This is a genomic window from uncultured Aggregatibacter sp., assembly GCF_901873365.1.
GTDB lineage: Bacteria > Pseudomonadota > Gammaproteobacteria > Enterobacterales > Pasteurellaceae > Aggregatibacter.
Window position 1 is genome coordinate 18,078 of record NZ_CABFLM010000022.1, and the last position, 14,010, is coordinate 32,087.

Genomic DNA, 14,010 nt, shown 5'->3' on the forward strand with positions numbered 1-14,010 from the left:
AATAAAGTCATGGCGATTTTCTCCTGATCTCGTTAGAATAAAACGCCAACAAAACAAAGGAAGCATCATTATGTGGTTTGCGGTTTTATCAATTCTTTTTTACCTCATTAGTGTATTACGCATTGCCCCGATTTTATTAACCTCGCAAGTGGCGGGCGCGGATGTGAAACGTCAAAAAACACCGTTTTTTTTGACCGCACTTTTGGCGGTGGTTTTTCACCTGATTAGCACTTTCCCACTATTGGGAGACTTGGCGGAAGGGCAGAATTTCAGCATTATGGAAGTGGCTTCGTTGATGAGCGTTATGATTGCTATACTCGCCACGATCGCCATGTTGCGCGTCAATACCATGTGGTTTGTATTACCGATTGTTTATTGTTTTTCCATTATTAACTTGATTTATGCGACTTTTCTACCAAGCCACATCATTCAATTGTTGAATCAAAATACATCAATGCTTTTTCATATCGGCTTGTCGATTTTTGCTTATGCCGTCTGCTGTATCGCGACCCTGTATGCGATTCAGTTGGTCTGGATTGATCGTCGTTTGAAAAGCAAGAAAATGACTTTTTCACCGATGGTACCGCCGCTTATGACAGTAGAACGACATTTTTTCCGTTTATTGGTCAGTGGTGAAGTATTGATGACATTCACCCTTATCTCCGGTACCTTTCATTTGGTTAATGCGATGACGCCGGATAATATTCATAAAGGTTTATTTTCGTTATTCGGCTGGGTTGTATTCGGCATTGCGATTTTAGGCTATAAGCACTACCGCTGGCGTGGAAAAAAGATGATTATTTACACAATTTCAGGTATGATTTTACTTACGGTTGCTTATTTTGGTAGTCGTCTGATTGTGTAATATCAGTAAATGAGAGAAAAGTGCGGTGAGTTTTTCCCGCCTTTTTTATTTTTAAATTAATGCAAGGATTTCGCTTTGGACAGTATTCCCCTTAGTACGTTATTTATCATTTTAATTGCCTGTTTAGTCCTTTCTGCCTATTTTTCCGGCTCTGAAACAGGTTTACTTTCTCTCAATAAATATCGCCTGCGTTTTTTAGCAGAGCAGGGCAATAAAGGCGCCAAAAAAGCGGAGATGTTGCTTGCTAAACCGGACAAACTACTGAGTTTTATTCTTATCTTTAATAACCTTGTGAATATTAGTGCTTCGGCGATTGCGACCGTAATTGGGATGCGATTATATGGCGATGCCGGTGTGGCGATTGCCACCGGTGCATTAACGTTCGTGATGTTGATTTTCTCTGAAATCTTCCCCAAAACGGTGGCAGCGATGCACCCGGAAAAAGTGGGATTGACCTCGAGCCATCTATTAACCCCATTACTCAAGGTTTTTGCTCCTTTAGTTTGGGTGATGAATGTGTTCACCAAATTTTTAATGCGTTTAGTGGGCTTAAAACCGGATCTGAAGAAACAAGTCATTAGCCGCGAAGAATTGCGCAGCATCGTTTCCGAAGCGGGAGAAGCCACACCGGATGAGCAACATCCGCAAATGTTGCTGTCTATTTTGGATATGGAAACCGTTACCGTGGATGACATCATGGTGCCGCGCAATGAAATCGGCGGCATTGATATTGATGATGACTGGAAATCTATCATGCGCCAGCTCAATCATGCGGCACATAACCGTGTGGTGTTGTATAAAGGCAGTATGGACGAAAACGTGCTCGGTATTTTGCGTGTTCGCGAAGCGTTCCGTTTGTTACTGGAAAAAAATGAATTTACCAAAGAAACCTTGATTCGTGCTGCCGATGAAGTGTATTTCATTCCTGAAGGCACGGCTTTAAAGACGCAATTAGCTAATTTCCGTAATAAAAAAGAGCGTATTGGCTTGGTGGTGGATGAATATGGCGATATTAAAGGTTTGGTGACGTTGGAAGACATTTTGGAAGAAATCGTGGGCGATTTCACCACCTCTAACACGCCGACCATTGATGAAGAAGTGATGACACAATCTGATGGTTCAATGATTATTGAAGGTTCTGCCAATTTACGTGATTTAAATAAAATGTTCCATTGGAATTTGGATACCGAAGATGCCCGCACATTTAACGGTTTGATTTTGGAACATTTAGAAGAAATCCCTGAAGAAGGCACCGTCTGTGAAATTAATGGCTTACGCATTACCATTTTAGAAGTGGGTGAAAATATGATTAAACAGGCAAAAGTCGTGAAATTATAGCGCGCCTTGATGAAGAAAAATCCGCACCTAAAACTATCTTAACAGAGAAGACAAGGTACGGATTTTTGTTTTTTTAAATCAATATGGCATGTCATCAGCCGCAGAATACGCGAGATTATTTTTCAATAATCTGCTTCACCAAGGCTTGTAATGTTGGAATAACTTCCTGTGCAAACCAAGGGTTTTTCGCCTGCCAGAGTTGATTTCGCGGGGAGGGGTGCACTAAGGGCAAAAAGTGCGGTAGAAATTCGCGGTAGTTTTTAACGGTATCTGTGACATTTAGGCGATTTTCAGGCAGGTAATAGCGTTGCGCATATTGCCCGATGAGAATGGTCAATTCAAGTTGGGGGAGTTGTGTCAAAATTTGAGGATGCCATTTTGCGGCAAAACCTTTACGTGGCGGTAAATCACCGGATTTGCCTTTGCCCGGATAATAAAAATCCATAGGAATCACGGCAAATAAACCGGAGTGATAGAACAGATCGCGATCCACGCCAAGCCAATGACGAAGTCGATCACCGCTTTGATCGTTCCAATACAAGCGGCTATTTTGTGCTTTCAATCCCGGTGCTTGCCCCACAATGTTAATACGAGCGGTGACAGGTGCCGCGAACAAGGGCGCAATACCTCTGTCGGTGAAAGAACGATTTGCCGGATCCGCCATGATGGCTTGGGTGATTTGCTCTAGTGTTTGCATACTTCCTTGAACCTCGTTAAAGACTACGCATGTTTCTTTTCTAATGCGTCTAACAATTTCTGATGAATGCCCCCAAAGCTGCCGTTGGACATCACCAAAATATGATCCGTTGGTTTGGCTTCCGCAACAATGAGATGAACAAAGTCATCCAAATTATCGCTGTCATACGCCGGCTGAGTTAAATGCGCAGCGATTTCTGCCACTTTCCATGGAATGGTGTCAGGTTGAAATAAAAATACTGCATCCGCTTTTTCTAAAGCTGGCGCGATTTCCTCTTTATGTACCCCCATTTTCATGGTGTTAGAACGCGGTTCCAGCACAGCCAAAATACGCTCATGAGGTCCGACTTTATCGCGAAGTGCGGTCAACGTAGCTTGTATTTCTGTTGGATGATGGGCGAAGTCATCGTAAACCGTCACGCCCTGAACATTGCCCTTCACTTCCAAACGGCGTTTTGCGTTAATAAATGTCCCCAGCGCCGCACAAGCATTTTCAATACTCACGCCCGCATGATGCGCCGCCGCAATCGCCATCAAACCGTTCCGCATATTGTGCTCGCCTACAATATTCCAATGTACTTCTGCCACTTTTTCACCATTATGGAACACAGCGAATTCCGTGCAATCGTGTTTAATGCGCTCCGCATACCATTCCTGATCGCGACCGATATATTGGCATTCAGACCAACAGCCCATTGCCAAGGTTTGTTGCACGCTTTCTTCGTTTGCAAAAGAGAGAATTCGCCCATTATTTGGAATGGTGCGAATCATGTGGTGGAATTGGCGTTGAATGGCTTTCAAGTCGTCAAAAATATCCGCATGGTCAAAACCGATATTATTAATAATCAACGTTCGCGGGTTGTAATGCACAAATTTAGAACGCTTGTCAAAAAATGCCGTGTCATATTCATCCGCTTCAATCACGAAATACGGGCTCTTACCTAAACGGGCGGAAATCCCGAAATTGCCTGCAATGCCACCGATTAAAAAGCCCGGTTGCAAACCGTTTTGTTCCAAAATCCACGTCAGCATACCGGTGGTAGTGGTTTTCCCATGAGTGCCTGATACCGCCAAAACCCAACGATCACGCAATAGATGATCATGCAACCATTGTGGCCCGGAGGTATAAGGCAGGTTGTTTGCCAACATATATTCAATACAAGGATTACCGCGTTTCATGGCATTGCCCACAATCACCATATCCGGCGCCGGTTGCAGTTGGCTTGGGTCAAAGTGCGGTATGATTTCAATGTTGTTTTCCGCAAGGAACGTGCTCATCGGCGGATAAACGTTCGTATCAGAGCCGGTGACGTGGTAGCCCATTTGTTTGGCGATCATGGCAATACCGCCCATAAACGTGCCGCAAATACCTAAAATATGAACATGTTTGGTTGTCATTTGGAGTCCTTATGCATTCCAATTTCTGATGTAAAGGCGAAAAATGTGTTGTGAATCACAGAAATAGGAATCTTTTTAATCATCTGAAAACGGAGCTGTTATAATAAGGCAAGTTACGATTTGAGTAAATTTATTCATCAAATAAGGAAAAAGTATGAAAACGTTAGGCGAATTTATTGTAGAAAAACAAGCGGAATACCCAAATGCTAAAGGGGAGTTAAGTGGCATTTTGTCCTCCATTCGCTTAGTGGCAAAAGTGATTCACCGTGATATCAACAAAGCCGGCTTAACTAATAACATTATCGGTAATTCCGGTGTAGAAAATGTGCAAGGCGAAGCGCAAATGAAATTAGACTTGTTCGCTCACAACACGATGAAACAAGCCCTTATGAGCCGCGAAGAAGTCGCCGGTTTTGCTTCCGAAGAAGAGGAAAATTTCATTGCCTTTGATACGGAGCGTGGTCGCAACGCGAAATACGTCATTTTAACTGACCCATTGGACGGCTCCTCCAACATTGATGTGAACGTTTCCGTTGGTACCATTTTCTCCATTTATCGCCGCGTTTCACCGGTAGGCACACCGGTCACCTTAGAAGACTTCATGCAACCGGGCAATCGTCAAGTGGCAGCAGGTTATATCGTGTATGGTTCCTCCACCATGTTGGTTTACACCACAGGACATGGTGTCAACGGTTTTACTTACGATCCATCACTCGGTGTGTTCTGCCTCTCCCATGAAAACATTCAAATTCCGCAAACCGGCAAAATTTATTCCATTAACGAAGGGCAATACCTCAAATTCCCGATGGGCGTGAAAAAATACCTGAAATATTGCCAAGAAGAAGATAAAGAAACTCAACGTCCTTACACTTCTCGTTATATCGGTTCTTTGGTGTCCGACTTCCACCGCAACATGCTTAAAGGCGGTATTTATATTTATCCAAGTGCCACAAACTACCCGAACGGCAAATTGCGTTTACTCTATGAAGGCAACCCAATGGCATTCTTGGCAGAACAAGCCGGCGGCGTGGCAAGTGACGGTTATAATCGCATTTTGGATATTCAACCGACTGCATTACACCAACGCGTTCCGCTTTTCATCGGTTCTAGAGAAATGGTGAAAAAAGCCGAACAATTAATGCGTGATTTTAAAGAGTAATCCATTAAGTGCGGTCAGAAAATGACGTATTTTATTTAAAGAAACGTTCATAAAAAAACCTCCTCAATTCTGAGGAGGTTTTTTCTTACCTAAATAACGCATTACATCAAATACGCAAAATTTGCCCACAATGGCAAGCTGGCCGTCATAAATAAGAGAATGAGAAGGCTGTTATAAGACAACGCCCATTTTTTGAAAACATGGATTGCCAACATGGCGGCCATCACTAAATGCAATAAGAGATAAAGTAACAAAGCAAATTCGTTGCTAAAAACCACCGCACTTTGTTGAGAAAGAATGAATAAATTCACACATACAAACAGCGCATTCAGTGCCAGAAAGGCAATCGCCGCCAACATCAACAATGCAATAAATCCTTTCAGACGATTGCGAGAAATCACTAAAGCTAAATTCGCCAAAATAATCCCTAATAGGATTTGTGCCACGGGGTTAAATTGAATGAAGTTTTCTTCGCTAGCCAGCATCAAGCCATAACCAATGACACCCAACATACCGATGAAACCGGCGATTTTTAATAAGAGATGACGTAATTTAACCTCAAACGGTTGCTTCCATGTGATGATAGTCATTGCCAAACCACAAAGACAAACCAAGTCCATGAATACATGGTGATAGCTTGCCCCTAAACCGAACAACAGCCACACCACCCAAAATAGACCAAAATAAAGGTTTACCCGCCCTAAACGGGAACGTTGTCCATTACAAATTTCACCTTTAATAAAGGCAAGCAAACAAATCAGCTGTGCCGTTAATACACCAAGCGCCAAATGCGACATCACATTGGGCTGCGGCTGCAATCCGAAAGCAAAAAAATCAATAACGAGTAACAAAAAAATGGGGAAGAAAGACGAAAGTGCGGTTAAAAATTTAGGTTGTTCTTCGGACATACGATTTCCTTGTGATAAACAAAGACAAAAATTGCCGTGCATTATGCAAGAATTCCCCAAAACGGTCAAAAGCTAGGACAAAAGTGCGGTTGAAAAACACAACGTTTTTTCAATTCTCACAAGGCAAAATAAAGTTATGATCTAAAACATGGTATTTTGCCTTTTCTCTCTCTAAAATAACGCAAAAATTCACCGCACTTTAAGGAACCTTATGCTGCTCAGCATTCTCTATATCATTGGTATTACCGCGGAAGCCATTACCGGAGCCCTTGCCGCAGGTCGAGAGAAAATGGATATTTTCGGCGTCGTTATTATTGCCAGCATGACCGCTATCGGTGGCGGCTCCGTACGCGATGTGCTCTTAGGGCATTATCCGCTTGGGTGGGTAAAACATCCCGAATATTTTATTATCGTGGCCTCGGCTGCGGTGTTAACGGTATTTATCGCGCCTTTTATTCGCCATTTCATGCGTTATTTTCACACCATTTTCTTGGTGCTGGACGCTGTCGGGCTTATCGTATTTTCCATTATTGGTGCCCAAATCGCGTTAGATATGGGGCATGGCACGACAATTGCCGTAATTGCCGCCATTATTACCGGCGCATTCGGCGGGGTATTGCGTGATTTATTGTGTAATCGTATTCCACTCGTTTTCCAGAAAGAGCTATACGCCAGCGTAGCATTATTGGCGACAGCTATTTACATCGGTCTACAACATCTACAGGTAGATCAAAACATCGTCATTATCATTACCTTGATTGTCGGCTTTATTACCCGCTTACTGGCAATTTACTTTGAATGGGGCCTGCCGATTTTTGATTATCAAGAACAAGATATTTCAAAGCATCATAAAGACGACAAATTACCGCAAAAAACGAAATAGGAGAAAAGATGTCCGTCAATTTAATTGAAATGGGAAAACAGGCGAAAGAGGCTGCCTTCATACTTTCCCAACTTTCCCAACGCGAAAAAAATCAAGCCTTAGCGTTTATCGCCGAGCAATTAAAACAAGAACAAGATCGTATTTTAGCCGCCAATGCGCAAGACATCGAAAATGCCAAACAAAACGGTTTATCCGACGCCATTATTGATCGTTTATTATTAACGCCTGAGCGCCTACAAGGCATCGCTAATGACGTGCGCCATGTGATTTCTTTGGCGGATCCCGTTGGGCAACTTATTGACGGTGGTGTGTTGGATAGCGGGATTAAGATTGAACGTATTCGCGTGCCTTTAGGGGTTATCGGTACGATCTACGAAGCGCGTCCGAATGTGACAATTGATGTGGCAAGTCTCTGCTTAAAAACCGGCAACGCCGTCATTCTACGCGGCGGCAAAGAAACACAACATTCTAATAAAATCTTGGTGGACGTGGTGCAAATCGCCTTAGAACGTGCAGGTTTGCCTAAAGCGGCGGTTCAAGCTATTACCGATCCCGATCGCGCATTAGTCATGGAATTGCTGAAATTAGACCAATATGTCGACATGATTATCCCTCGTGGCGGAGCAGCATTGCATCAATTAGTAAAAGAACATTCAACTATTCCGGTGATTGTTGGCGGTATCGGCGTTTGCCATATGTTCATCGAGGAAACCGCCGATTTGGAAAAAGCGCTGCCGGTAATTTTCAATGCAAAAACACAACGCCCAAGTACCTGTAACACCTTGGAAACGCTGTTAGTACAACGCAGCATTGCAAATGACTTTTTACCTAAACTGGCAGAAACGTTGAAAGAGAAAAACGTAAAATTACACGCAGATCCGACCGCACTTTTCCTGCTGCAAAAAGCCAGTGCCAATGTGGTGCCATTAGTGGAAGCTGAACTGAAACAGGAATGGCTGTCATTGGATTTAAATGTGGTTGTGGTCGAAGATTTAACAGAAGCCGTCGCCCATATTCGTCAATATGGCAGTCAACATTCCGACAGTATTTTGACCTCTTCGCAAAAGCAGGCACAGCAATTTATCGCCCAAGTGGATTCGGCGGCGGTTTATGTCAATGCCAGCACCCGTTTTACTGACGGGGGACAATTTGGTTTAGGCGCAGAAGTCGCGGTAAGCACACAAAAATTACACGCTCGCGGCCCAATGGGATTAGAGGCACTCACCACCTATAAATGGGTGTGCGTAGGCGATTATTCGATCCGTTCTTAAAAAAGAGAGTATTTTTTAAAAATTATTCAAAAATCAAAATTAATTGTTTGACAAAACTCGGGTAAATCAGTATTTGTAGAGTAAACACACTAATCATACTTATTTATCGGAGTTTTTTTATGTCTCATCTTTCAGTTGCTAAATTCGGTGGCACCAGCGTCGCCAACTACCCCGCCATGCAATCTTGCGCCAACATCGTGATTGCCGATCCCAATACTCGCGTTGTTGTTCTCTCTGCTTCCGCCGGTGTCACCAACTTATTGGTCGCCTTAGCAAACGGTTGTGAAGAACCGGAACGCAATAAATTGCTAAATGAAGTGCGTCAAATTCAAGAAAACATTTTGACAGAATTAAAAGACGACAGTCGCGTGCGACCAAAAATCGAAGCCTTATTAGCCAATATCACCTCATTAGCGGAAGCCGCAAATTTAGCCACCTCCTTGGCATTAACCGATGAATTAATCAGCCACGGTGAAATGATGTCTTCCTTGATTTTTGTGGAAGTGTTGCGTGAATTACAAATTGAAGCCACTTGGTTGGATGTGCGTACCATTGTTGCCACAAACAGCCATTTCGGCAAAGCCGCACCAAATGATGAACAAACCCGTCAAAACTGCGATAACCTCTTGAAACCGTTAATCGAACGCGGAGAGTTAGTCATTACTCAAGGTTTTATCGGCCGTGATGAACAAGGTAAAACGACCACCTTAGGACGTGGCGGTAGCGACTATTCTGCCGCCCTACTTGCTGAAGTGCTCAATGCGCAAAATGTGTTAATTTGGACCGATGTTGCCGGCATTTACACCACCGATCCTCGCATCGTGCCAAACGCACAACGTATTGATACTATGAGTTTTTCCGAAGCGGCAGAAATGGCAACCTTCGGTGCGAAAGTATTGCACCCGGCAACCTTACTTCCTGCCGTGCGTAGCAATATCCCGGTCTATGTCGGTTCCAGCAAAGCGCCACAAGACGGCGGCACTTGGGTGACCCGCAATCCGCAACCGCGCCCGACATTCCGTGCGATTGCCTTGCGTCGTGACCAAACCTTGCTCACACTCTCCAGCTTAAATATGCTGTATGCACAAGGTTTTTTAGCGAATATTTTCACGATTTTAGCCAAACACAAAATCTCCGTAGACACCATCACAACATCGGAAGTTAGCGTTGCCTTAACCTTGGATAAAACGGGTTCAGCCTCTTCCGGTAAAAGCTTACTCTCTCAGGAATTAATCGAAGAATTAAGCCAATTCTGCACGGTGAAAGTGGATACCGGCTTGTCTTTGGTCGCCTTAATCGGCAATGAACTCCACACAGCCTCCGGTGTCGCCAAACGTATTTTTGAAACCTTAGATGCGTACAATATCCGTATGATTAGTTACGGTGCCAGCACTAACAATATTTGCTTGTTGGCAGACAGCGATAAAGCCGATGACATTGTTCGTTCCTTACATCGCTCTTTGTTTGAGTAAAACGTATGAAAAAATGACCGCACTTTGCGGTCATTGATCCGTTGGAAAAACCTCACGTCTGTTTGATGTGGTAAAGGGGAGAAGATGAAATGTCATTTTCTCCTCTTTTTTATTGGATTCGGTGATTTTTTCTCGCCGGTTATTTTATTAAGAGGTGTTGTTTACGAAGACCCAAGACCAGCAACATGCCGCCATAAACGATTGTGGCTAAAACAATCAGCCATGCAAGCCAATGTACGCGGGTAAGAAAACTCATGGCATTCCATTCGATCAAGCTTGGGCTGTTATACCAAACCAATAGCCCCATCATGGCAGCGGCACAAAAAACTTTCAGAAAAAACACCGCACTTTGACGGCTAAAATGATAAACGTCCGCTTTTGCCAATCCACGATAAAGCAGATACGCGTTTAACGTTGCCGACATGGCAGAGGCTATCGCCAAACCCACATAGCTAAACGGAATGGCTAAGACATTAAATGCCATGTTGCTCACCATGGCAATAATGCCAATTTTCACCGGCGTTTTGGTGTTTTGACGGGCATAATAACCGTTCGCCAAAATCTTGATTAACATGAAACTCAGAAGCCCTGCGTTAAAGCCCCACAGGGAATAAGAGGCTGATTGCACATCGCTAAAAGTAAAACTGCCACGCATAAACAGCACCAACAACATAGGCTGAGCCAATACAGCGATACCAATCATTGCCGGCACACCGAGCAATAAAATCATGCGTACGCCCCAGTCCATTGTGTTGCGAAAATCCACCGCACTTTTAGCGTTATCATCACGGTTCACATGGTGCCGAGCAAGGGTTGGCAAAATCACCGTAGAAATGGCAATACCGAACAACCCAAGCGGAAACTCTAACAAGCGGTCGGAATAATATAGCCAACTGATGGAGCCCGTCATTAAAAAACTGGCGATAAAGGTATCAAGGAGCAAGTTGATTTGGCTTACAGAAACCCCGAATAAGGCGGGAATCATCAGTGTGCGAATTTTCTTCACACCTTCGTCATGCCACGCCCATTTGGGTTTTACTAATAATTTGGCTTGATATAAGAAAGGCAGTTGAAACAGAAATTGTAATAACCCGCCGAGAAAGATCCCGATCGCCAAGCCTAAATCCGGATTTTCCAACTGCGGAGCCAGCCAAAGTGCGGTGGCAATCATGGCAATATTGAGCAACACCGGCGAGAACGACATCACGCCGAATTTGCCGATGGTATTCAGAATTGCACCGGACAGCGCAACGAAGGTCACGAACCATAAATAAGGAAAGGTGATTTTGAGTAACAAGGAGGCTTGCGTGAATTTTTCCGCATTTGGCCCGTCATTCAACCAATCCACAAACCAACCTGTGCCGAAAATTGCTGCCACCACCGGCGAACCGATCATCGCTAATAACGTAACGACCGTGACCAAACCGCCCAAGGTGCCCGACACCTTACCGATAAATTCACGGGTTTTTGATAAATCTCCGGATTTTTGATATTCCGCTAACACCGGTACAAATGCTTGTGAAAACGCCCCTTCGGCGAATAATCGACGGAGAAAATTAGGAATACGGTTGGCGAATAAAAACACATCCGCCGCTGCGCCGGCACCGATTAAATTAGCAATCACTACATCGCGAACCAAGCCTAATACACGCGAAACAAGCGTCATCCCACTCACGATCATGCCGGATTTTAATAATCTTTTACTCAAAACGAATTACTCTGAATGATAAAATTTGCCTAATTGTATAGAAATTTCGTTTTTACGCTATATTCTAAGGGAAAAAACTGTTAAAATCCCGCGCACATCGTTTGTGTGAGCCCATTTAGGAAGCACTTGTTAAGAATAACGATGCTTACTTTCGGTTGTGTCTCACCGAAATCAAAACAAAATCCCCGTTGACAAATGTATAAGAAATCGGCATATTTACGCCCCTATTTTGTCACTATTAACTAACAGAAATTTTTAGGAGTTTGACCTTGGCTAATATCAAGTCAGCAAAAAAACGTGCGGTTCAATCTGAAAAACGCCGTCAACACAACGCAAGCCAACGCTCTATGATGCGTACTTACATCAAAAAAGTTTATGCTCAAGTCGCAGCGGGTGAGAAAGCAGCAGCTGAAGCAGCATTCGTTGAAATGCAAAAAGTTGTTGACCGCATGGCTTCTAAAGGCTTAATTCACGCTAACAAAGCAGCAAACCACAAATCTAAATTAGCTGCACAAATCAAAAAATTAGCTTAATTTTTGCCTTTTCATTGTTAAAAAAAACCGCTCATTTGAGCGGTTTTTTGTTATAGCCAGCCAAGGCCTGGCTATAAAAACCATACGCTATGCGTATGGAGCCCTTCCTCGTAGCGTGCAACTTGTTGCACGAATAATTAACCTCGATACGTAATTTACGATTTTGTGCGTAGCATACATCTTGTTGCACGAATAATTAACCTCGATGCGTAATTCACGATTTCATGCGTAGCGTGTATCTTGATGCACGACCAAATTACGCACGGAACGTTATTTAACTCTTTCGGGCATTCATGATTTCGTGCAACAAGTTGCACGCTACGATTCACTAAAATAGTGATATGAAAATAAACACGGTTACCGGTTTTCACAAGCTTCTTGAGGGGCTTGTGAAGTATAGGCTCTTATAGGGGAGCCTAAAAACCGAACGTTTTACGTGCGGATTGTTATTTTTCTTTTTTGATAGGATGAGAGGTAAAGTGCGGTGAAAAAACATTTCATTTTTCAACCGCACTTTCATCGCATTAATGTAGCTCTTTGCCTTTTAATTCCGGCACTAAACACACTGTTGCTAACATATCGATGACATAAATCACCGCTAAAAAGGCAATGGCAGTTTGGAAGGAATAAGCGGAAACCACTGCCCCCACGGCGACCGGGCCAAAGCCGCCCACCGCACGCCCCAAATTAAACAACACGTTTTGTGCGGTAGCGCGTGCTTGAGTCGGGTAAGCTTCTGCCATTAACGCACCATAACCGCCCATCATGCCGTTCACAAACATCCCCAAGAACGCACCGGCAATTAACATGGTATTCGGATCTGTTAATTGTGAATACGCAATGATGCTGACCACTGCCCCGGCTTGGAACAATAAGAAACTTGGTTTACGTCCAATGCGATCCGCCAAACGACCGAAAATCCAGATGCCCGCCATCATGCCGCAAACGGTGACAGCCGTCCATACACCGGATTTCGTCAAGCTAAAGCCAAGTTGTTTGGAAAGGAAATTTGGCATCCAAATCATAATGCCGTAATAACCGAAGTTTTGTACGGAGGTCAGGATAACCACGCCCAAACTGACTTTGGCGGTGGCTTTATCTTTCACTAATAATTTGAATGACTCCAATTTAGACGCCCAACGGCTTGTTGGTTTGGAAAGTGCGGTCTGTTTTTGCACAAAAATGTCAGGCTCATGCAAACGGGAGCGTAAATACCACGCCACAAATGCCGGGAAAATACCCACCACAAACATGCCACGCCAGCCAATTTGTGGCAATAATAATGGGGTTAACAATGCTGCCGCTAATACACCGACTTGCCAGCCAAGCGCCACATAAGAAGCCGCTTTCGCACGGTGACGTGCCGGCCAAGCTTCCGCCGCTAATGCCATGCCGATCCCGAACTCGCCACCTAAACCAATACCGGCAATGGTGCGATAAATCAGTAAATCCCAATAACCTTGCGCTAATGCGCATAAGCCGGTGAATACGGCAAAAAGAATGATCGTCCACGTTAACACGCGCACACGGCCATATTTATCACTTAATGCACCGAAAACGATACCACCAAAAACAGCACCAACTAATGTCCAAGTTACTAAAGAACCGCCTTGCGCCGGGGTTAATCCCAAATCGGCAGAGATGGCGCTTAACATAAAACCGAGGATAAGAAGATCGAAACCGTCCATCGCATAGCCGACGGCAGAGCCTAGCAAGGCTTTCCAGCCATAGCTATTTACTTTTGTAGTCATGTTGAATTGTCCTTCTGTTACTCACGGG

General features: G+C 44.0%; 12 protein-coding genes. 7 read left to right on the forward strand and 5 right to left on the reverse strand.

Going from position 1 to position 14,010, the window contains the following annotated elements; genetic code table 11:
• The first annotated feature begins 70 nt into the window (after positions 1-70).
• Together QZ106_RS00490 and QZ106_RS00495 are read left to right on the forward strand one after the other, a co-directional pair.
• A complete protein-coding gene (locus QZ106_RS00490; RefSeq protein WP_295972887.1) occupies positions 71-865 on the forward strand; it encodes an inner membrane protein YpjD in 795 nt (264 codons plus the stop codon).
• Between the two features lie 75 nt (positions 866-940).
• A complete protein-coding gene (locus QZ106_RS00495) occupies positions 941-2,203 on the forward strand; it encodes an HlyC/CorC family transporter (RefSeq protein ID WP_033002484.1) in 1,263 nt (420 codons plus the stop codon).
• A gap of 115 nt (positions 2,204-2,318) precedes the next feature.
• On the opposite strand, the gene QZ106_RS00500 is transcribed toward QZ106_RS00495, so the two are convergent.
• The gene (locus QZ106_RS00500) at positions 2,319-2,900 is read right to left on the reverse strand and encodes a uracil-DNA glycosylase family protein (RefSeq protein WP_295972894.1); all 582 of its coding nucleotides are present in this window, start codon (positions 2,898-2,900) and stop codon (positions 2,319-2,321) included.
• A 23-nt stretch (positions 2,901-2,923) separates the two neighbouring features.
• Positions 2,924-4,297, reverse strand: coding sequence for a UDP-N-acetylmuramate:L-alanyl-gamma-D-glutamyl-meso-diaminopimelate ligase (gene mpl, locus QZ106_RS00505; protein WP_295972896.1), 1,374 nt, complete (start codon positions 4,295-4,297; stop codon positions 2,924-2,926).
• A 154-nt stretch (positions 4,298-4,451) separates the two neighbouring features.
• Here mpl and fbp point away from each other — a divergent pair, with 154 nt between their 5' ends.
• Complete coding sequence (gene fbp / locus QZ106_RS00510; protein ID WP_295972898.1) at positions 4,452-5,456, forward strand: class 1 fructose-bisphosphatase; 1,005 nt, start codon at positions 4,452-4,454, stop codon at positions 5,454-5,456.
• A 101-nt stretch (positions 5,457-5,557) separates the two neighbouring features.
• Here the strand turns inward: fbp and QZ106_RS00515 are convergent, their stop codons facing one another.
• Entirely contained in the window at positions 5,558-6,364 is an 807-nt protein-coding gene (locus tag QZ106_RS00515; RefSeq protein ID WP_295972899.1) for a hypothetical protein, read from the reverse strand.
• A gap of 211 nt (positions 6,365-6,575) precedes the next feature.
• Between QZ106_RS00515 and QZ106_RS00520 the strand changes: the two genes are divergently transcribed.
• The 3 genes from QZ106_RS00520 (at position 6,576) to lysC (ending at position 9,990) form a co-directional block, all read left to right on the forward strand.
• Positions 6,576-7,247, forward strand: coding sequence for a trimeric intracellular cation channel family protein (locus QZ106_RS00520; RefSeq protein WP_295972901.1), 672 nt, complete (start codon positions 6,576-6,578; stop codon positions 7,245-7,247).
• Positions 7,248-7,255: 8 nt separating this feature from the next.
• Positions 7,256-8,518 carry a glutamate-5-semialdehyde dehydrogenase gene (gene proA, locus QZ106_RS00525; RefSeq protein ID WP_295972905.1) on the forward strand — a complete coding sequence of 421 codons (1,263 nt, stop codon included), beginning with the start codon at positions 7,256-7,258 and terminating at the stop codon, positions 8,516-8,518.
• 119 nt (positions 8,519-8,637) lie between these two features.
• Positions 8,638-9,990 (forward strand): lysine-sensitive aspartokinase 3, encoded by a 1,353-nt coding sequence (gene lysC / locus QZ106_RS00530; protein WP_295972908.1) that lies wholly within the window; start codon positions 8,638-8,640, stop codon positions 9,988-9,990.
• Between the two features lie 139 nt (positions 9,991-10,129).
• On the opposite strand, the gene murJ is transcribed toward lysC, so the two are convergent.
• Entirely contained in the window at positions 10,130-11,698 is a 1,569-nt protein-coding gene (gene murJ, locus QZ106_RS00535) for a murein biosynthesis integral membrane protein MurJ (RefSeq protein ID WP_295972911.1), read from the reverse strand.
• 269 nt (positions 11,699-11,967) lie between these two features.
• On the opposite strand from murJ, the gene rpsT reads away from it, so the two are divergent.
• Positions 11,968-12,231, forward strand: a complete 264-nt coding sequence (gene rpsT, locus QZ106_RS00540) for a 30S ribosomal protein S20 (RefSeq protein ID WP_005548279.1) — start codon at positions 11,968-11,970, stop codon at positions 12,229-12,231.
• A 524-nt stretch (positions 12,232-12,755) separates the two neighbouring features.
• Here the strand turns inward: rpsT and QZ106_RS00545 are convergent.
• Positions 12,756-13,982: an MFS transporter gene (locus QZ106_RS00545; RefSeq protein WP_295972931.1), complete on the reverse strand. Its 1,227-nt coding sequence runs from the start codon at positions 13,980-13,982 to the stop codon at positions 12,756-12,758.
• Positions 13,983-14,010 lie beyond the last annotated feature (28 nt).

What these genes read in the sequence shown, in the direction of transcription:
- proA (WP_295972905.1), top strand. Translation starts at nt 7,256, where the DNA reads ATGTCCGTCAATTTAATTGAAATGGGAAAACAGGCGAAAGAGGCTGCC.
- QZ106_RS00545 (WP_295972931.1), bottom strand. Translation starts at nt 13,982, where the DNA reads ATGACTACAAAAGTAAATAGCTATGGCTGGAAAGCCTTGCTAGGCTCT.
- QZ106_RS00500 (WP_295972894.1), bottom strand. Translation starts at nt 2,900, where the DNA reads ATGCAAACACTAGAGCAAATCACCCAAGCCATCATGGCGGATCCGGCA.
- QZ106_RS00515 (WP_295972899.1), bottom strand. Translation starts at nt 6,364, where the DNA reads ATGTCCGAAGAACAACCTAAATTTTTAACCGCACTTTCGTCTTTCTTC.
- QZ106_RS00520 (WP_295972901.1), top strand. Translation starts at nt 6,576, where the DNA reads ATGCTGCTCAGCATTCTCTATATCATTGGTATTACCGCGGAAGCCATT.
- QZ106_RS00490 (WP_295972887.1), top strand. Translation starts at nt 71, where the DNA reads ATGTGGTTTGCGGTTTTATCAATTCTTTTTTACCTCATTAGTGTATTA.
- mpl (WP_295972896.1), bottom strand. Translation starts at nt 4,297, where the DNA reads ATGACAACCAAACATGTTCATATTTTAGGTATTTGCGGCACGTTTATG.
- fbp (WP_295972898.1), top strand. Translation starts at nt 4,452, where the DNA reads ATGAAAACGTTAGGCGAATTTATTGTAGAAAAACAAGCGGAATACCCA.
- lysC (WP_295972908.1), top strand. Translation starts at nt 8,638, where the DNA reads ATGTCTCATCTTTCAGTTGCTAAATTCGGTGGCACCAGCGTCGCCAAC.